The organism is Nonomuraea sp. NPDC049269 (assembly GCF_043197155.1).
Lineage (GTDB): Bacteria > Actinomycetota > Actinomycetes > Streptosporangiales > Streptosporangiaceae > Nonomuraea.
In genome coordinates, this window is sequence record NZ_JBICSO010000012.1 from 142,022 (window position 1) to 159,339 (window position 17,318).

General features: G+C 71.5%; 21 protein-coding genes. 13 read left to right on the forward strand and 8 right to left on the reverse strand.

Annotated elements, in window-relative coordinates; genetic code table 11:
• Positions 1-52 precede the first annotated feature (52 nt).
• Positions 53-826, forward strand: a complete 774-nt coding sequence (locus ACGFNP_RS52795; RefSeq protein ID WP_393331474.1) for an SDR family NAD(P)-dependent oxidoreductase — start codon at positions 53-55, stop codon at positions 824-826.
• Positions 827-850: 24 nt separating this feature from the next.
• Here ACGFNP_RS52795 and ACGFNP_RS52800 read toward each other — a convergent pair whose 3' ends face one another.
• Entirely contained in the window at positions 851-1,393 is a 543-nt protein-coding gene (locus ACGFNP_RS52800; RefSeq protein WP_358321162.1) for a MerR family transcriptional regulator, read from the reverse strand.
• Positions 1,394-1,645: 252 nt separating this feature from the next.
• Between ACGFNP_RS52800 and ACGFNP_RS52805 the strand changes: the two genes are divergently transcribed.
• From ACGFNP_RS52805 to ACGFNP_RS52820, 4 genes are all read left to right on the forward strand, one after another.
• Positions 1,646-1,840: a hypothetical protein gene (locus ACGFNP_RS52805; RefSeq protein ID WP_358321164.1), complete on the forward strand. Its 195-nt coding sequence runs from the start codon at positions 1,646-1,648 to the stop codon at positions 1,838-1,840.
• A 205-nt stretch (positions 1,841-2,045) separates the two neighbouring features.
• Complete coding sequence (locus ACGFNP_RS52810; protein WP_393331479.1) at positions 2,046-3,002, forward strand: hypothetical protein; 957 nt, start codon at positions 2,046-2,048, stop codon at positions 3,000-3,002.
• A 122-nt stretch (positions 3,003-3,124) separates the two neighbouring features.
• Complete coding sequence (locus tag ACGFNP_RS52815; protein WP_393331482.1) at positions 3,125-3,730, forward strand: DUF1989 domain-containing protein; 606 nt, start codon at positions 3,125-3,127, stop codon at positions 3,728-3,730.
• Positions 3,727-4,854 (forward strand): tRNA-dihydrouridine synthase, encoded by a 1,128-nt coding sequence (locus tag ACGFNP_RS52820; protein WP_393331485.1) that lies wholly within the window; start codon positions 3,727-3,729, stop codon positions 4,852-4,854. Before ACGFNP_RS52815 ends, ACGFNP_RS52820 begins: the two co-directional genes overlap by 4 nt.
• A 16-nt stretch (positions 4,855-4,870) precedes the next feature.
• Here ACGFNP_RS52820 and ACGFNP_RS52825 read toward each other — a convergent pair whose 3' ends face one another.
• Positions 4,871-6,430, reverse strand: a complete 1,560-nt coding sequence (locus tag ACGFNP_RS52825; protein WP_393331488.1) for a PucR family transcriptional regulator — start codon at positions 6,428-6,430, stop codon at positions 4,871-4,873.
• 98 nt (positions 6,431-6,528) lie between these two features.
• Between ACGFNP_RS52825 and ACGFNP_RS52830 the strand changes: the two genes are divergently transcribed.
• On the forward strand, positions 6,529-7,380 hold the full coding sequence (locus ACGFNP_RS52830; protein ID WP_358321171.1) for an NAD-dependent protein deacetylase: 852 nt from the start codon (positions 6,529-6,531) through the stop codon (positions 7,378-7,380).
• A 7-nt stretch (positions 7,381-7,387) separates the two neighbouring features.
• Here the strand turns inward: ACGFNP_RS52830 and ACGFNP_RS52835 are convergent, their stop codons facing one another.
• Positions 7,388-7,963 carry a WHG domain-containing protein gene (locus ACGFNP_RS52835; RefSeq protein WP_358321174.1) on the reverse strand — a complete coding sequence of 192 codons (576 nt, stop codon included), beginning with the start codon at positions 7,961-7,963 and terminating at the stop codon, positions 7,388-7,390.
• A 74-nt stretch (positions 7,964-8,037) separates the two neighbouring features.
• Here ACGFNP_RS52835 and ACGFNP_RS52840 point away from each other — a divergent pair, with 74 nt between their 5' ends.
• Positions 8,038-8,532, forward strand: a complete 495-nt coding sequence (locus ACGFNP_RS52840; protein WP_393331493.1) for an FBP domain-containing protein — start codon at positions 8,038-8,040, stop codon at positions 8,530-8,532.
• Between the two features lie 48 nt (positions 8,533-8,580).
• On the opposite strand, the gene ACGFNP_RS52845 is transcribed toward ACGFNP_RS52840, so the two are convergent.
• Complete coding sequence (locus ACGFNP_RS52845) at positions 8,581-9,408, reverse strand: class I SAM-dependent methyltransferase (RefSeq protein ID WP_393331495.1); 828 nt, start codon at positions 9,406-9,408, stop codon at positions 8,581-8,583.
• A gap of 71 nt (positions 9,409-9,479) precedes the next feature.
• Between ACGFNP_RS52845 and ACGFNP_RS52850 the strand changes: the two genes are divergently transcribed.
• Entirely contained in the window at positions 9,480-10,079 is a 600-nt protein-coding gene (locus ACGFNP_RS52850; RefSeq protein ID WP_358321182.1) for a TetR family transcriptional regulator, read from the forward strand.
• Positions 10,080-10,107: 28 nt separating this feature from the next.
• Here the strand turns inward: ACGFNP_RS52850 and ACGFNP_RS52855 are convergent, their stop codons facing one another.
• On the reverse strand, positions 10,108-10,833 hold the full coding sequence (locus ACGFNP_RS52855) for a TetR/AcrR family transcriptional regulator (RefSeq protein ID WP_393331498.1): 726 nt from the start codon (positions 10,831-10,833) through the stop codon (positions 10,108-10,110).
• A 93-nt stretch (positions 10,834-10,926) separates the two neighbouring features.
• Between ACGFNP_RS52855 and ACGFNP_RS52860 the strand changes: the two genes are divergently transcribed.
• Complete coding sequence (locus ACGFNP_RS52860) at positions 10,927-11,955, forward strand: amidohydrolase family protein (RefSeq protein WP_358321188.1); 1,029 nt, start codon at positions 10,927-10,929, stop codon at positions 11,953-11,955.
• Here the strand turns inward: ACGFNP_RS52860 and ACGFNP_RS52865 are convergent.
• The 3 genes from ACGFNP_RS52865 to ACGFNP_RS52875 all read right to left on the reverse strand — a co-directional run bounded on the left by ACGFNP_RS52865 (position 11,952) and on the right by ACGFNP_RS52875 (position 14,321).
• Complete coding sequence (locus tag ACGFNP_RS52865) at positions 11,952-12,422, reverse strand: CBS domain-containing protein (RefSeq protein WP_358321191.1); 471 nt, start codon at positions 12,420-12,422, stop codon at positions 11,952-11,954. The two genes, ACGFNP_RS52860 and ACGFNP_RS52865, sit on opposite strands and share 4 nt — an antisense overlap.
• Positions 12,419-13,264, reverse strand: a complete 846-nt coding sequence (locus ACGFNP_RS52870) for a universal stress protein (RefSeq protein WP_358321193.1) — start codon at positions 13,262-13,264, stop codon at positions 12,419-12,421. Before ACGFNP_RS52870 ends, ACGFNP_RS52865 begins: the two co-directional genes overlap by 4 nt.
• 109 nt (positions 13,265-13,373) lie before the next feature.
• Positions 13,374-14,321, reverse strand: coding sequence for an NAD(P)-dependent alcohol dehydrogenase (locus ACGFNP_RS52875; protein ID WP_358322191.1), 948 nt, complete (start codon positions 14,319-14,321; stop codon positions 13,374-13,376).
• 156 nt (positions 14,322-14,477) lie between these two features.
• Between ACGFNP_RS52875 and ACGFNP_RS52880 the strand changes: the two genes are divergently transcribed.
• The 4 genes from ACGFNP_RS52880 to ACGFNP_RS52895 all read left to right on the forward strand — a co-directional run bounded on the left by ACGFNP_RS52880 (position 14,478) and on the right by ACGFNP_RS52895 (position 17,293).
• Complete coding sequence (locus ACGFNP_RS52880) at positions 14,478-15,095, forward strand: helix-turn-helix domain-containing protein (protein ID WP_358321195.1); 618 nt, start codon at positions 14,478-14,480, stop codon at positions 15,093-15,095.
• A 74-nt stretch (positions 15,096-15,169) separates the two neighbouring features.
• Entirely contained in the window at positions 15,170-15,487 is a 318-nt protein-coding gene (locus tag ACGFNP_RS52885; protein ID WP_358321198.1) for a hypothetical protein, read from the forward strand.
• Positions 15,488-15,574: 87 nt separating this feature from the next.
• Entirely contained in the window at positions 15,575-16,708 is a 1,134-nt protein-coding gene (locus ACGFNP_RS52890) for an alpha/beta hydrolase (protein ID WP_358321201.1), read from the forward strand.
• Between the two features lie 24 nt (positions 16,709-16,732).
• The gene (locus ACGFNP_RS52895) at positions 16,733-17,293 is read left to right on the forward strand and encodes a GNAT family protein (RefSeq protein WP_358321204.1); all 561 of its coding nucleotides are present in this window, start codon (positions 16,733-16,735) and stop codon (positions 17,291-17,293) included.
• Positions 17,294-17,318: the final 25 nt, after the last annotated feature.

Genomic DNA, 17,318 nt, shown 5'->3' on the forward strand with positions numbered 1-17,318 from the left:
AGAAACGTACAGTCATGTACGGTTCGGCGGACCCCATCGATCGGAGCGGACAATGCGTGGTTTGACGGAGAAGACGATCATCGTGGCCGGCGGGGCGACCGGCATCGGCGCGGGCACCGCGATCAGGCTCGCCGAGGAAGGTGCCAAGGTCGTCGTCGGCGACATCAACCTGTCCGGCGCGCAGGCCACCACCGCCAAGATCACCGAGGCCGGCGGTTCGGCGATCGCGCTCCGCTTCGACCTCGCCGACGAGGACTCCGTCAACGCGATGGTCGCCAGGACCGTCGAGGAGTTCGGCACCGTACACGGCCTGTTCAACGTCGGCGCGGACCTGTCGCCGGGCAACCTCGGGCGCGACAGGTCACTGCTCGACACCGACCTGGATGTGTGGGAGCGGACTCTGGACGTCAACGTCCTGGGTTATGTCCGTACGGCCCGCGCCGTCCTGCCGCACCTGCTGGCGGGCGGCGGCGGCAGCATCGTCAACTGCTCCTCGGGCGCCGCGGTGAGCGCCAGCGACCGCAAGCGCCCCGCCTACGGGGCATCGAAGTCGGCGGTCAACGCGCTCACCCGGCACATCGCCGGCAGCTTCGGCCCCAAGGGCGTGCGCTGCAACGGAGTGATGCCCGGCCTGGTCATGGGCGAGACGCAGGAGGCGCAGAACGACGTCCAGCTCCAGAAGATGTTCCTGGAGCACGTCCCCACCACCCGGCTGGGCCGCCCGAGCGACCTGGCCGCGGTCGTGACCTTCCTGCTGTCCGACGACGCCGAATGGATCAACGGCCAGGTGTGGGCCATCGACGGCGGCGCGAACATGCGCGCCTGACCTGCCTGAGGCTTCCGGTGTCCCTCATTCCGCCGGCAGTGCCCGGCGCGTCGGCTGGTGCGGCAGCGTCGTGCGGTCGATGCCGGCGGCGGTGTGCCGGACGTTCGATCCGGTCGAGCCTCCGTACGTGGCGATCTTGTACTCCGTCGCCGCGAGGGAAAGGGTCAGCTCACGGATCCGGCGGCGGATGGTGTCGCGATGTTCGAGCAGCATGTCGAGCCGCTCGGGCACCGTGCGCTCCCCGGCGTCGACGAGCGAGACGTAGTGCTGCAGGTCACGCATCGGCATGCCGGACAGCCGCATCCGGGTGAGGAACACCAGGCGCCGCACCGCCGCGGCGTCGTAGACGCGATGACCGTTGCCGTCGCGGGCCACCTCGACCAGCCCGGCCCGCTCGTAGTAGCGCAGCGTGTGAGGGGAGACGTCGAGGAGGTCGGCGACCTCGTGGATCATCATCGACTCGGGCGCGTCGGCCAGATCGGCCAGGCGGTGGATCGCCTCGACCGACAGCGGGCCGTCGTCCCCGAGCGTTTCCAGCGCCCTGGTCATCAGATCGTCGGTGGCCATGACAGCCAGCCTAGACGGGCCGGACCGATGCCCTCGAATCCGGGCGATCCCCCCTGACCACGCCGGTGCGTACCCGAGATATGCTCAGCGGTCTCGCGCCCAAGTGGCATCCCCGCACCGTGCGTGAGAGACAACAATCTCGGCGGCCCACGCAATGTGTCCTGCGAAGCGTGTGAACACTCGTTTCCAGGATAGAAGCCTCCCCCCGGGACGCGTACTCAGCGCTCTTACCATGGTGCCGAAAGGGCTTTCATGACTGCCAACCACCCGATCGTCTGCCCGACCTGCCAGGGCGTGATCGTCTCCTCCCAAGCTTCCTACACGCCGGCTCGTGGGCGGCTCATCGTGACCAATGGCTACTGCCAAGGACAGTGCTCCAGCCCGGAGCCCACCCCTGAGCACGTCGAACACGCCGAACAGCTCCCGGCCCGCCAAGGGGCGCAGTAACAGCGGAAGTCATTCCGCGCTGAAGTACTCGATGAAGGTGACAACTCCAGTGGCGAGGATTGTTGGTGATGCTTCATGAGATCATCTAGATCATGATGGATCTGTCAGGCATGGGCCGCCACGTCCTTCACGCCTCCGGGTCGGCCGGCGGGGCCTCCGCGATGTTCAACGCCGCCCTGGTCGCCGCGTCGGTCGCGTGCTGAGCATGGTCGAAGCGGACACCGCCAAGCGGGTCCCCCACACGTCCGGGGGCGCCCTCGCTTCCGCTCCCATGTGGCCGGAGAGCGATCCAGAGCCGGCCAGCGTCGGCCAGATCGCGGGCTTGCGGCCGCGCCTGCGCCCCCGTGACGGGGGCGACGTCCCTGGAGCCGACGTCGAGCTCGTGGACGCGCTGGATCCGCTGACGCGGCAGGTGGTGACGGCCTGGCTGCGCGACAACTCCTCCGCTCCCCAGCGGCAGACCCGGCTGCGGGTCCTGGCCTCGTTCCTGCGCTGGCTGTACGCGACCGAACCAGCCCTCGAACTGCTCGCGGCAACCGACGCCCAGTTGGACGCGTACTGCTATGCCGCCCTCATCACCGGCGTGGGCACGCCCGGCAAGCCCCTGGCCAGGGCGACGGTGATCAGGCGACGCGCCACGCTGGCCTCCTTCTACGCCTTCGCCTGGCGATACGGCGCGGTGCGGCCCCGCCGCGAGGTGACCCGCACGCCTCCGCCCACCCCGGCCGAGCGGCGCCTGCTGCGGAAAGGGGTCATGCGGCTGGCCGACGACGGCCGGTGGGCCGAGGCTCTCGCCGTCGCGCTGCTGGAGGCCACCGGCACCTCCGTGGAGGCGCTGGCCGCGTTGACCGCCCACGATGTCCACCCCCTGGCGAGCGACGGCCGGCTCACCCTGATCACCTTGCGCGGCGGCCGTGACGGCATCGTCGCGTTCCCGGTGTCGCCAGAGGTCCGCCACCTGTTGCGCGCGGTGTGCGGCAGCCGGGCCGGTGGAGAGCCGCTGATCAGCCGGGGCGACGGCCGGGGCGTGGATGCCGAGTGGATCGGCGCCGCGCTCACCGACGCGGCCCTCGCCGCCGGTGTGCGCAGGCAGCGGGCGGAACTCCTGCGCCCGCACCTGTTGCGCGCCGTCACGGTGACCGAACTCGCGGATAGCCCATAACGGTCAGTGTGGCAAGGCGCTTCGCCATGGACCTTCCATGATGGAGATTCCTCTATCGGCAGCGCTGAATGCGGTGGCAATCTCCATGGTCCGGGTCGTGTCCCGGTTGGTTGGCTGTGGGCATGCGAGTCATCGTGCCCGCCACCCAAGGGCGGGCGGTAAGGGTCGGCGCCGGTCGCCGCGTACGCGTCACAGACCTTGAAGGAGGTCAGGTCGGCGACGTGTTCGCGGTCGCCGCGGATGACGTCAACGAGCACCTCAGCGCCTCGCACACCCGGGCCGCGACCAACCGCCTGTTCCCGGTGGCCGGCGAGAAGTTCGTCACCACCCGGCGCAGGCCCATCCTCACCCTGGTGGAGGACACCTCCCCCGGCTGTCACGACATGCTCATCGCGGCCTGCGACCAGGAGCGCTATCGCGCCCTGGGCGTGCCCGGCCACGCCTCGTGCACGGACAATCTGCGCACGAGCCTGGCCGCGCTCGGCCTGTCCGTCCCGGTCATCCCGCAGCCCGTCAACGTGTTCATGCGGATCCCGGTGGCCGGCGACGGCCGGCTGAGCTGGCTGAGCTCGATCAGCCGTCCCGGTGACGCGATCACGTTCGAGGCGGCGATGGACTGCGTCCTCGTGGTCTCGGCCTGCCCGCAGGACCTGGTGGGGATCAACGGGCACCACCCGACGGCGTTGGCGATCGACCTGGATACACCAACAGAAACGAGTGAACAATGAACGACGTCCCGCACCCCGCTCTGCGCCCGGAGCGCATCGGCGATCTCAGCCTCGCCAACCGGCTGGCGGTCTCCCCCATGACCAGGGTGTCCGCCACCGCAGACGGCACACCGACCGACGAGATGGCCGGCTACTACGCGGAGTACGCCCGCGGTGGCTTCTCCCTCGTCGTGACCGAGGGAACCTACACCGACACCTGGCACAGCCAGGGGTACGCCAACCAGCCCGGCATCGTCACCGATGGCCACGAGGCCGCCTGGCGGGAGATCGCCGGCCAGGTGCACGCGGCCGGCGCGGCCTTCGTCCTCCAGCTCATGCACGCGGGAGCGCTGTCGCAGGGCAACCACTACCGCGACGACACCGTCGCGCCGTCGGCCGTCCGGCCGCGCGGTGAGAAGATGCCCGAATACGGCGGGCACGGTCCGTGGCCCACGCCCCGGGCGATGGACCAGGACGACATCGACCGCGCGGTGCGGGGCTTCGTGGCCGCGGCCGTCCGCGCCAGGCGGGCCGGCTTCGACGGGGTCGAGGTGCACGGCGCCAACGGCTACCTGGTCGACCAGTTCCTGACCGACTACACCAACAGGCGTGACGACCGCTACGGCGGCCCGGTCGCCCACCGGGTGCGGCTGGCGGCGGAGATCGTCTCCGCCATCCGCGCGGAGCTCGGCCCGGACTTCTGCGTGGGCATCCGGCTGTCGCAGGGCAAGGTCAACGACTTCACGCACCGATGGGCGGGCGGCTCCAGGGACGCGGAGACCATCTTCGCCGCGCTCGCCGAGGCAGGCGCGAGCTACCTGCACATCGCCAGCGAAGGCCGGGACTGGGTGGAGACGGCGACCCTGGACGGCGGGATGACGATCACAGGCCTGGCCCGGAAGGTCACCAGGCTGCCCGTGCTGGCCAACGGCGGCATGCACGACACGACCCGGGCGGCCACTGTGCTGGAGGACGGCCACGCCGACGTACTGGCCGTCGGCCGGGGCGCACTCGCCAACCCGGACTTCCCGCGGCGCCTGGCCCAAGGGCTGCCCATGACACCCTTCGACCACCAGATGCTCCAGCCGATGGCGACGCTGAGCAACGCCCGCCAGTGGCGGCAGAGCACCAGGGTGACCGCTTGAACACGGCGCCCTGAGCTCAGTCCATCGCGTCGATGGTCAGCGCCAGGAACAGGTCCACCCGGTCCTCGGTGCGGCCCACGTCCCGGCCGGTGAGCTCGGTGATCTTGGCCAGCCGGTTGCGCAGCGTGTTGACGTGGACGTGCAGCGCGCCGGCTGTCGCCCCCCACTGCCCATCGTGATCGAGGAACGTCCGTAGCGTCAGCTCGAGTTCACCGCCCCGCCGCACGTCATGGTCCTTCATCGGCCCGAGGAGTTCGCCGGAGAACTGGTGCAAGGTCTCCGCGTCGAGCGATCCGAGGAGCAGCCGATGCGTCCCCAGCTCGGCGAAGGCCCGTACGGAAGGTCCCGTCGAGGTCCGCCGCAGCACGCGGCAGGCCTCCCTGGACTGCAGGAGCCGGGGTCGCAGCTCGGCCGCCTGGGAGGCGAGGCCGCTCAGCCCCGCGACCGGGCGGCGGCCGGGGAAGCGCCGCTCGACGCCGCGCACCAGGCGCTGGGCGAGCAGCGGCAGCTCGCGCTCGGGATGGCGCCAGGGCAGCACGGCGACGACGTCCTGTGTGCCGCCGGCGACGACCGCCGGCACGCCTTCGGCCGCGAAGAACTCCCCGATCACCTCGGCGAGCCCGTGCATCGTGGCGGCCTCCCCCTGGGCGAACGCCACGGCGCACACGGCCAGCGGGCCGCCCGGATCGACGCCGAAGGCGCGCAGCCGGCCGGGCACCTCCGTGGCGCGCCGGCCGCCCGACAGGATCATCTCCAGGAGTTCGCTCGCGAAGCGCATCTCGATCGCCTGGACCGCCTGCTGCTTGGCGACCTCCAGGCTCAGGAACCGGGCCGTCTGCTCCAGCGCCTCCCGCTCGGCCGCCGCGAGCTCGCGCAAGGGACGCAGGCAGATGAGGGCCGCGTCGATGTCGCCGACGGCGCCCACCGGGAACAGCGCCACGCGTCCTGCGTCCCCCAGATCCACCTCCAGGGCAGGCGGATGCCTGGCCAGCCCCGCGGCCACGGCGTGCAACTGGTCCGCCCCGAGGTCGACGCCGGCCGCCGCGAGCGAGCGGGCCATCCTGTCGACCACCGCGAGCGGCAGGTCGTGCTCGCGCCGCACGACGTCGAGCACGCCGGAGGCGCCGGCGCCCCGGGAGATCGCCGTAGCCAGGGCGTCTCCCCGGTGCACCATGCCGACCAGCGACTGCTTGCGCTCGTCGGCCAGCATGTCGGCGACCGCCTCCGAGACCGCCGTGAACGGCACCGCGATGGAGATCTCCAGCAGCGGCAGCTCCTCGTCGCGGCAGGCCTCGACCAGCGCGGGCGGAGTGGCGGGCAGCTCGGCACGCAGGCCGAACACGATGCCGCCCGCTCCGGCCTTCTTGACCTGGCGGACGAACCGCGCCGGATCCACCCGGTCGAGCCACACCCCGTTCGTCAGCACGAGCTCGCCTTCGCGTACGTAAGCGGACGGGTCGGGCAGCTCGGTGTTGTGCACCCAGGCGAGGGGCTCGTCCAGCGCGCCCGGACGGCCCGGCACCAGCACGCCGAGTTCGAGCGCGGAGCGATCGACCAGGGATTGGAGCGTGAACACGGTGTGACTCTATACAGTAGAAGGCCATTTCTGTGGAATTTCATCCACCGAGGCAGGCTCGTACTCGGGCATCGTGGCGCGTCGGGCACCATGGTGCTGTGACCGAAACCAGGAGCGTGCTCGGCCGTTCTCCGCTCGCGTCGCTGGCCGAGTTGGTGGCCGGGGGCGGCGTGGCGGTGCTCAGCGGAGCGGGGTTGTCGACGGAGTCGGGGATCCCTGACTACCGGGGGCCGACAGGCCGGGCCCGGCGGGCGGAGCCCATGACGTACCAGCGGTTCGTCGGCAGCGCGGCGGCGCGACAGCGCTACTGGGCGCGCAGTCACGTCGGGTGGCGGCAGATCGGCCTGGCCGCGCCCAACGCGGGGCATCGGGCGGTGGCCGAGCTGGAGCGGCGCGGGCTCATCGAAGGGATTGTCACGCAGAACGTGGACGGCCTGCACCAGGCGGCCGGCGCGCGACGGGTGATCGAGTTGCACGGCGGGCTCGACCGGGTCGTGTGCCTGACCTGCCGGGAGCGGACCTCCCGTACGGAGCTGGAGGACCGCCTGCGCTCGGCCAATCCCGGCTGGGAGGCCAGCGGGCAAGGCCAGGCCCGCATCAATCCCGACGGTGACGCCGTGCTCGACGACGAGCAGGTCGAGAGGTTCCGGGTGGTGGACTGCGCGACGTGCGGGGGGCTGCTCAAGCCCGACGTGGTGTTCTTCGGCGAGAACGTGCCCAGGGCACGGGTGGACGAGTGCTTCGCGCTCGTCGCGGCGGCGCGGGCGCTGCTGATCCTCGGGTCGTCGCTGACGGTCCGATCCGGCCTGCGGTTCGTCACCAAGGCCGCCGCGCTCGGCATCCCGATCGCCATCGTGAACCAGGGGCCGACCGGCGGTGACGCCGCAGCCGTGCTCACCCTGGACGCACCCCTCGGCGCGACACTGACCCACCTCGCCGCCCAGCTCTGAAACACGCTCACACGTCAGCCGGCGGCCAGTTTCTGAGAACGGAGTCGAGGGCGTCCAGGGCTCTGGACCACGAGGCGTCCACGTCGCGCGGGTGGTGGCTGAACCCGCCCGACCGCTCCAGGCTCACGTACCCGTGGAACGTGCTGCCCAGCAACCGTACCGCGTCTGTCTGGTCGGGCTCCTGGAGCTCGTAGGCGCGCAGTATCGCCCGCGTCATCTCCGCGTGCCGGCGCGCGGCGTCGCCGGCCGCCGTCTCCGGGTCGAGTTCGATCTGCGCCGCGGCGTACCTGCCCGGATGCTCCTTCGCATAGTCCCGGTACGCGCCCGCGAAGGCTTTCAGCGCGTCCTTGCCCGCGCGGCCGGCCAGCGCGGCGGCGGCCCGGTCGGCGAGCTCCGTCAGGGCCAGTGCCGCCACCCGTACCCTCAGGTCCCGCGCGTTCTTGATGTGGGAGTACAGGCTCGGGTCCGTGACGCCGAATCTGCGCGCGAGCGCCGAGACGGTCACGTTCTCGAAGCCGACCTCGTCGGCCAGTTCCGCCGCCGCCTGGGTCAGGCGTTCGGCGGTCAACCCCGCACGTGGCATGGGCCGCCCTTCTCGCTTGCCTAGAGGTATTAAGTATTTGCATAATACTCCTAGGGAAGCTAGCTTCCCCACCTATGAGAGTGGTTTCCGAGCGTGACATCCGCGCGTCACTGGTCAATTGCACCAAGGGAGAGGCGAAGCGCCTGGCCGTGCCCAGGGATCTGGCCGCGCGGCCGTGGGACGACCTGGACTTCCTCGGCTGGCGGGACCCCGCCTCGCCGGAGCGGGCCTATCTGGTCGCCGAGTCCGGCGACGGGTTCGTGGGGGTGGCGCTGCGCCGGGCCGCGCCGCATGCCGGGCATGTACGGCGCAGCATGTGCTCGTTCTGCCTGACCATGCACACGGGAGACGGCGTCTCGCTGATGACCGCGCGCAGAGCGGGGCGGACCGGGCAGCAGGGCAACTCGGTGGGCGCCTACATCTGCACCGATCTGGCCTGCTCGCTCTATCTGCGCGGGAAGAAGGAGGTCGGGCCCGGCGGGCGGCTGCACGAGTCGCTCACGCTGGCGGAGCAGATCGAGCGGACCGCGGCCAACGTGGCCGGTTTCCTGGACAAGGTGGTCGGGTGACCACGCGAAAGACCCGTGGCCACCCGTTCGTGCTTGGCCGGCGGCGACTCAGGGCGAGTCGGTACGCACTGCGGTGACCGCCACCGTGATGTAGGGCATCGTGAAGCTGCCGCCCATCGCGTCGATGGCCGCTCCGACGCCGTCCAGCACCTCCGCCAGCTTGTCCGGCGGGAGCTGGGTGAGGGGGCCCTGGGTGGGCATCTGGTCCAGCCACGCGTCCCGGGTGTAGGTGTGCTCCCAGTCGAACCGCCACTGCTCCGGCTCGCCGAACCCGCCCACCTCCCGGATCGCGTCGGCGGGCTTGTCGAACATCGTCTGGTACAGCTCCAGGGCCGGCTTCATCGACTGGGCGTTGAACGGCGAGTCGGGCGCCACCCGCTGGAAGACCGTGGCGAAGGCGTCGATCACGTCGGACGGAAGCTGGAACACGTGCCAGAACACCGCGAGCCGGCCGCCGGGCCGCAGCACCTGCGCGGCCTTGGCCGTGCCCGCGACCGGGTCCACCCAGTGCCATGCCGTCCCGGCGATGACCGCGTCGAAGGTCCGGCCGGCGGGGTCCCAGGCTTCGAACGTCGCCACCTCGACCTCGAGTCCGCCGCGCCGCGCGAACTCGGCCATCCGCGCGTCGGGCTCGACGCCGAGGACCGTGCAGCCGGCCGCCTGGAACTGCCGGGCCGCTATGCCCGTGCCGCAGCCGACGTCGACGACGTCGGGCCCGGGGGTGGCGGCGACGATCCGCTCCACCATGGCGTCGGGGTAGCGAGGGCGGGTCCGGTCGTAGCGTTCGGTGTCCGCGCCGTACGACTCGGCTACCTGTCGGTGTCGATGAGGCTCGTGCCTGGGCGGATGCGATTGCTCCGAAGGTATAGTGGGCATGCGCCCACCATAGTGGGCACGTGCCCACTCGTCAACGGGCGGGCTCGGCGAGACATGGAGGGATCTTCGGTATGCCGACAGGAGTGGCCATGCGCGACGCGCGCGAGCAGCTGTTCGACGCCGCCGAACGCGTCCTGCTGCGGGACGGCCCGAACGCGCTGACCAGCCGGGCGGTCACCACGGAGGCGGGCTGCGCCAAGGGGGTTCTGCACCGGCACTTCGCCGACTTCGACGCCTTTCTGGCCGAGCTCGTGCTGGACCGCATCGGCCGGATCGGCGCCCAGGCCGCCGCCCTGCGCGAGTCGGCCGGGACCGGCACCGTCGCCGGCAACCTCACCGGCGCGCTGACGGACCTGTTCGGGTCGGTCGCCGTGGCGATCGTCGGCCTCATCACCTTCCGGGACGACCTGCGCGCCCGGCTGCGCCAGACCACGCCGACCGGCGTCCCCGTACTGACGGAGGCCACGACCATGATCGCCTCCTATCTCACCATCGAGCGGGCCATGGGCCGTATCGCAGCCGATGCCGACGTCGACACGCTCGCGCTCACGCTGATCGGGGCCGGGCACCTGCTGTTCGCCGGCCGGGAAGGCACCCCGCCGGAGGCCGGAGCCGTCGACAAGGTCGTGACCACGGTCATGGCCGACGTCGTACAGAGACGGCTGCTCTGAACCTCTAGCGCACGCGCGCGGACACGAGCTACCCGTCGGCGGCCAGGCGGTCGAGCCATTCGCCGAGGAGGTGCCGCTCCGCGCCGCTCAGCGTGGTCTGCTCGTGCAGTGCGGCACGCAAGGCCCGGGCCGCGCCGGCCGGGCCCGCGTCCTGCACGGCGGGCTTCTCGTTGGTGACGGCGGTGACCATCGACTCCCGCATGGCGGTCAGCAGAGCCGGATCGCGTTGATCGGCGGGCAGCGACAGCCAGGTGAGCACGGCGCCGCGCGCCGTCGCGTGGATGAGGGCGGCCGCGAGCCGTTCGTCGACGCGCAGCCAGCCACCGGCGGCGAGGCGCCGGATGCGCCCCAGCAGGATCTCCATGCCGGCCTGGAAGGCGGCCGACGTCGTGCCACGTCGGGGCTCGCCGTACATCAGCACGTACAGCGCGGGGTTGGCGAGGCCGAACTCGACGGCGAGGTCCCAGCCCGCGCGCAGATCCTCGATCGGGTCGGCCGGGTGGGGATCGACGCGCTTGGCCGCCAGGAACGTGGCGTAACCGTGCTCGGCCACCGCTTCGAGCAGCGCGTCCATGTCGGCGAAGTGGCGATAGATCGCCGGGGGCTGCAACCCGGCCGCCGCCGCGACCGCGCGGGTGGTGACCGCGTCGCGGCCCTCACGCGCGAGCAGGTCCGCGGCCGCCTCGATCACGCGCCGGCGGATGAGCTCGCGCCCGCCGACCGAAGCCGCTTCGTCCTTCGCCCCTGGAGCCATGAATCAATGATACGGCCATCGCTGTACTGTCGCTAGTATCAGTGATACCGTTCAGACGTTTCCACTGGAAACGCCATTCAGAAGGAGTATGCCATGCGAATCGTCGGACTTGAGGAACACGTCGTCCTGCCGGTAGTGCTCGACGCCTGGAAGCGGGCGGGGCTGCCGCAGATCCCCCAGCGCGGCTTCGGCGACGACCCGATCGCGCGGCGGCTGCGCGACGTCTCCGATCTGCGCCTGGCCGACATGGACGATCAGGGCGTGGACGTCGCGGTGCTGTCCCTGGCCACACCGGGCGTGCAGAACCTCGCGGCGGCGGACGCCGTGAGCGTCGCGCGCGAGGCGAACGACGCGCTCGCCGAGGTCGTCGCCGGCAACCCGGAGCGGTTCCAGGCGCTCGCGGCCATCCCGACGCCGGCCCCCGAAGCCGCCGTCGAGGAGCTGGAACGCGCGGTCACGCGGCTCGGCTTCCGCGGCGCGATGCTGTACGGGCGCACCGGGGACAAACTGGCCGACGCGCCGGAGTTCGACGACCTCTACGCGGCCGCCGCGCGACTCCGGGTGCCCCTGCACTTCCACCCGCAGACCCCCGCGCAGCCCGTCCTGGACGCGTACTACTCGGGGTTGGGCAGTGTCGGCATGGGGCTGGCCACCGCGGGGCTGGGCTGGTACTACGACCTGGGCGTTCAGTACCTACGGATGATCTTCTCCGGGGTGTTCGACCGCCACCCCGAGCTCCAGGTGATCGCCGGGCACTGGGGCGAGGTCATCCTCTTCTACCTCGACCACACGGGCATCCTGGCACCCGACGCGAAGCTGGAGCGGCCCCTCGCCGACTACTTCCGGCAGAACTTCTGGGTGGCTGGCAGCGGCACGGTGAGCGAGCGCTACCTGCGGTGGACCGCGGAGGTCGTCGGGACCGAGCGCATGCTGTACTCCACCGACTACCCCTACACCTATGGGACGCGGCCCGGCGGCTTCCCGTACCTCGACACCAGCGGCGGGGTCGCGCGGTCGTTCCTCGAGCGAGCGCCGTTCACCGAGGAGGAGAAGGCCGCGATCGGGTCCGGCAACTGGGAACGGCTGACCGGGCACGTCGCAGCGACGCACCGACCTCACTAGCGTGCCGGTATGACGGGCTCGAGGTGGAACATGCCGGTCACCACCTCGCCGTGCTCCTTCACCTGCCGGGTACGGCCCGCCACCGCCGACACGACATCGCAAGCGGTGATCATCCCGACCAGTCCCCGGTCCGACACCACAGGGACGGCGTCACAGCCGGCGTCGGTCATGACGGCCGCGACCCGGGTCAGCAGGTCGCCGGGCTGCACGCGCGGCCTGCGTTCGCCGGCCAGCAGCTCGCCCACCTGGCGGTTCGACTGTTCCTGCGGACCGCCCGACCAGGACGCCGCGAGCTGCTCGCGCGACAGGATGCCCAGGACGTGCTGCCCCTCGACCACCGGCAGATGGCGGACGCCGGCGCGGCGCATCAGTTCCCAGGCCATCAGCGGCGACTCATCCGACTTGACCGCCACCAGGATGCGGCTCATCACCAGCTCGGCGGTCAGCGACTCGACGCTCAGGTTCATGGCCCCTCCTGACGGCGCCGTACCACCGCGACCGGGCAGGTCACATGGTGCAGCACGGCGCGACTGACCGAGCCCAGCACCGCCGAGGCGAAGCCGCCCAGCCCCCGCGACCCGACCACGACCAGGTCGGCCGTGGTCGCGGCCCTGATCAGGGCGCCGGCCGGGTGCTCGCACAGTTGCTCATCGGTGATCTCGACGTCCGGGTTCTTCTCCCGCCAGGGCACCACCCGCTCGGCCGCCACCCGGACCTCGTGCTGGAAGGCCGTCTCCAGCAGGCTGTTGTAGGCGGCCGCGTACGGCGCGAAGACCGGCAGTTGCCAGGCGTACAGGACGTGCAACCGCGCATGGGACGCGCGGGCCTGCTCGATGGCGTACTCCATGGCCGCCTCGGAATGCTCCGACCCGTCGTAGCCGACGACGATCCGGCCGTGCTCTTCCCGCCTGCCCCCGCGTACGATCACCACCGGACCCCGCGCATGGCCCGCGACGGCCGTGCTGACCGAGCCGAGCACCATACCCTCGAAACCGCCGAGCCCCCGGCTGCCCAGCACCAGGCTGTCAGCCGACGCGGACTCGGCGATCAACTCCTCGATCACGTTCCCCGCGCGCAGGTCCGTCGTCACCTCGACCTCACCGGCCAGCTCGCGCGCCCGATCGGCGGCGGCCTCCAGCGCGCCCGCGCAGTACTCCGTGCTGAAGTCGCCGACCCCGTGCGGCCACTGCTCACAGATGTGCACGATGCGCAGGTCCAGCCCCCTGCGCCGCGCGTCGACGGCGGCCCACTCCGCCGCCGCCGTCGCGGGCGCGGAGCCGTCCACCCCGACCGCGATCCGTCCGTTCATCGCCTGGCTCCCTTCGCGAGCTCGCTCTCCACCTCCAGGCTCGCGGAGCGGGCACCCGGCCACCGGAGGACGAAGTCCCGAATTCGGGTGCCATTGGTCCCAAGTCCTGTCACACGATCTGGATGATGTGCTTTCCGCGTACGCCCCCAGCCTCCAGGGCGCGGTGGGCCGCGGCGATGTCGGCGAGGGGGTGGACGGTGTCGACGACGGGGCGGAGGTCGCCGTTCTCCGCGTACCGGGTCAGCTCGGCGAACAGCTCGCGCCGGGGGTTGCCGCTGAAGAACCGCACGCGCCGGGAGCCGTGGACGGTCGAAGCGAGGATGTAGGAGAGGCTGGCGACGGTGTGCTCCACATCGAAGGCGATGGCCACCATGCGGCCGCCCGGGGCCAGCAGCCCGCGGTAGACGGAGTGCTGGGTGCCGACGGTGTCCATGATGACGTCGAAGCGGCCCAGCTCCGACGGGTGGGCCGTCCGGTAGTCGAGAACCTCGTCGGCACCCAGGTCGCGGACGAAGTCCAGGTTCCTCGACCCCGCGAGAGCGGTGACGTGAGCGCCGAGGATCTTGCCGACCTGGACCGCGACGCTGCCGACCCCGCCGCTGGCGCCGCGTACCAGCAGGCGTTCGCCGGGCTTGAGCCGGGCTTTGACGCGCAGGGCCGTGATCGCGGTCGTTCCGCCCGCCGGGAGGGAGACGGCCTGCACCGGGGTGAGGTTGGCGGGGGCGAGGGAGATCTGCCGTGGGTGGACGGCCACGTACTCCGCCGCGCTGCCGAACCGCCTCGGCAAGGCCCCCCACACCCGTTCTCCTTCCCGCGATCCGGTCACCGAGGAGCCGACCTCGGCGATCTCGCCGGCGAAGTCGATCCCGGCGCGCTGGGGGAAGCGGCGCCCGGTCACCAACCGCAACCGCCCGGCCCGGCCGTACAGCTCGCCGCCGTTGACGCTGGCCGCGTGGACGCGGACCAGCACCTGGTCGGGCTTGACGGCCGGCACGGGGACCTTGCCCTCGTACAGCACCTCCGGGGGCCCGTACCGGTCGTAGAGGGCCGCGCGCATCTCGTTCACGATCTCGTCCTGTTCTGTCACCGGAGCCGCGAGCGGAGGGATGTTCCGCTTGCTCGCCCACGCTAAGGCGTTAAACGGATGACACATTCCATTTACGGTAAAGTGAGAGATATGCCTGCTCAGACCTCTCAAAAACCCCCTGAAGCCATGCGTGCCGACGCCCGGCACAATCGCGAGCGCATCCTGCGAGCCGCCCGCGAGGCATACGCCACCCGCGGAATCGACGTGCCCGTCACCACGATCGCCCGCCGGGCCGGCGTCGGCGCGGCCACCCTTTACCGGCACTTCCCCACCCGCGCCGTGCTCATCAACGAAGCCTTCGCCGAACAGTTCGCCCACTGCGTCGCGATCCTCGACGAGGCGCTGGCGGACCCCGATCCCTGGCGCGGCTTCTGCTCCGTCATCGAGAGGGTGTGCGCCATGCAGGCCACCGACCGGGGCTTCACCGGCGCGTTCCTCTCCCAGTTCCCCGACGCCATCGACTACGACCGCGAACGCACCCGCGCCGAGAACGGCATCGCCGAGCTGGTACGGCGGGCCAAGGCCGCCGGGCAGTTGCGCGACGACTTCGACCCCAGCGACATCACTCTCCTGCTCCTGGCCAACTGCGGCGTCGTCGAAGGGTCCCAGCAGGTCTCGCCGGCCGCGTCCCGGCGCCTGGTCACCTACCTCCTGCAGTCCTTCCGGGCCGACCACGCCGAACCCCTGGCGCCGCCCGCACCGCTGGAACTGCGGCAGATCCATCAGCACCCGCGCCGCCACTGACCCCCCAGATCAGGGGGGATGTGGAAGACCAGGCGGCTACCGACGATGGGAGGGAGCCAGCGAAAGGACCCCCCATGTCCACGGAAGCCGTCGGCGTCATTCCCACCATCGAAGCCGACACCGACCCGCCCGCCACCGACCAGGTCAACGCCCGGAACGTCCACTTCAACGCCGGCGGAGAGGTCATCCTCCGCGCCGCGCTGTCCGGTGTCACGCCGTTCACCCCGGTCACCGTCTCGATCACGGAGGTCGACGCCAACGGCCACCCCTTCATCGGCGGCGCCCGGATGACCGTGCACAACGTCCGCGCCTTCGAGAACGGCGTCGACACCCGGGTCACCATCGAGTTCAACGGGCCGCTGCGGGTCAGGCTCAGCTACCTCTGGTCCTGAACGGGCGCGTCGTGCGTACGGCCGAGCAGCGCGGCAGACTGGTGTCCGGCAACCTGCCGCGCTTCCTCGCCCTTGTCTGGAGAAACCGTGACGGACCTTCGTCTCGTGGTCGTCACCGGCCCGCGGCTCGTCGCCGACCCGGCGCTGCTCCGGCAGATCGTGGCGACCGAATGCGACGCGCTCGGGCTGCCCGGCCGCCTGGAGGCCGCCGCCGACGGCGAGGCACTGGCGAGCCTGCTCCTCGACGGCGGGCGTGACGACACCCGCGCGTTCGTGGTGCTGCCGGGAGCCGGCCCTGCGCTCCGGTCGATGCTCACGCGGCCCGGAGCCCACGCTTCCCGGACGGTGTGGTACGACGTGACCGACACCGGGCCGGCCGAGGTCGCCGCCGGCTCCGCTCACCTCTTCGGCCGCGGCATAGGGGGACTGACCTGGGCGATCCGGCACGCCGTGCACCGGCTGCGCCACCCGACGCGCCGGATCCCCTACGGCCCGCACGCCGACCAGTGGGCCGAGCTCCGCCTGCCCCCCGATCACGACGCCCGGCCGCTGCCGGTCGCCGTTCTGCTGCACGGCGGATACTGGCGCTCGATCTGGGGCGCCGACCTGATGGACGCGCTGAGCATCGATCTGGCCGGGCATGGCTACGCCGCCTGGAACCTCGAATACCGCCGCCCGGACCGGCACGGCTGGGACGCCACCACCTCGGACGTCGCCGCCGGATTCGCCGCGCTGGCCACCGCGGCCCGCGAGCACCCGCTCGACCTCGGCCGGACCGCGGTGATCGGCCACTCGGCGGGCGGCCAGCTCGCCCTGCGGCTGGCCGCCGACGTGGCCGGGGTCGCGCTGGCAGTCTCGCTGGCCGGGGTGCTGGACCTCGGCGAAGGCGCCCGGCGGCGGATCAGCTCGGGCGCCGTCCCGGCCGCCCTGGGCGGCGCTCCGGAGGAGATTCCCGAGGTGTACGCGGCCGCCGACCCGCTGACCCGGCTCCCGCTGGGCGTGCCGCAGTTGATCGTGCAAGGGCTGGACGACGACCTCGACCTCGTCGACTTCAACCGCCGCTACGCCGCCAGGGGGCAGCGGGCCGGCGACGAGCTGGTCCATGTCGAGCAGCGAGGCGACCATTTCGCCGTCATCGATCCCGCCTCCGGCATCTGGCACGCGACCACCGCCCAGATGAGGCGCCGGCTACCCGTGAGAAGATCCGTTGGCGGTATGTGATGGTTTAGACGATGGAAGAGGGAAATGTACGCGATATCCCTGGGTGACGACGGTGCGGAGCTGCGGCCGCTGGAGCCGTGGCAGGCCGAGGAGTTCCTGGCCCACATAGATCGGGGACGGGAGTTCATCGGGCAGTACGTCGCCATGCCGGACGCGGTCACGGACCTGGAGTCGAGCCGCTCGTTCCTGCGGGCGTACGCGGAGAAGGCCGCGACCGACACCGGGCGGATCCACGGCATCTGGACGGACGGCACGCTGGTCGGCGGAGTCATCTTCCGGACGATGGACCTCGGCCACGGCACCGCGGAGGCGGGCTGCTGGCTGGAGCCGTCGGCCGCGGGCAAGGGCCTGGTGACCAGGGCCATCCGCGTGATCATCGACTGGGCAGTCGAGGAGCGGGGCATCCACCGCGTGGAGTGGCAGGTCTCGGCGGCGAACGCGGCCAGCATCGCGGTGGCCCGGCGGCTCGGGATGACCAAGGACGGCGTGCTGCGGGAGAGCTACTGGCACCGGGGGAAGCGGAACGACGTCGAGGTCTGGTCGGTGCTCGCGCCGGAGTGGCGGGCGGCCCGGCAGGCGTCTTGATGCCCCTCGGGTCGCCCGCGCCTCT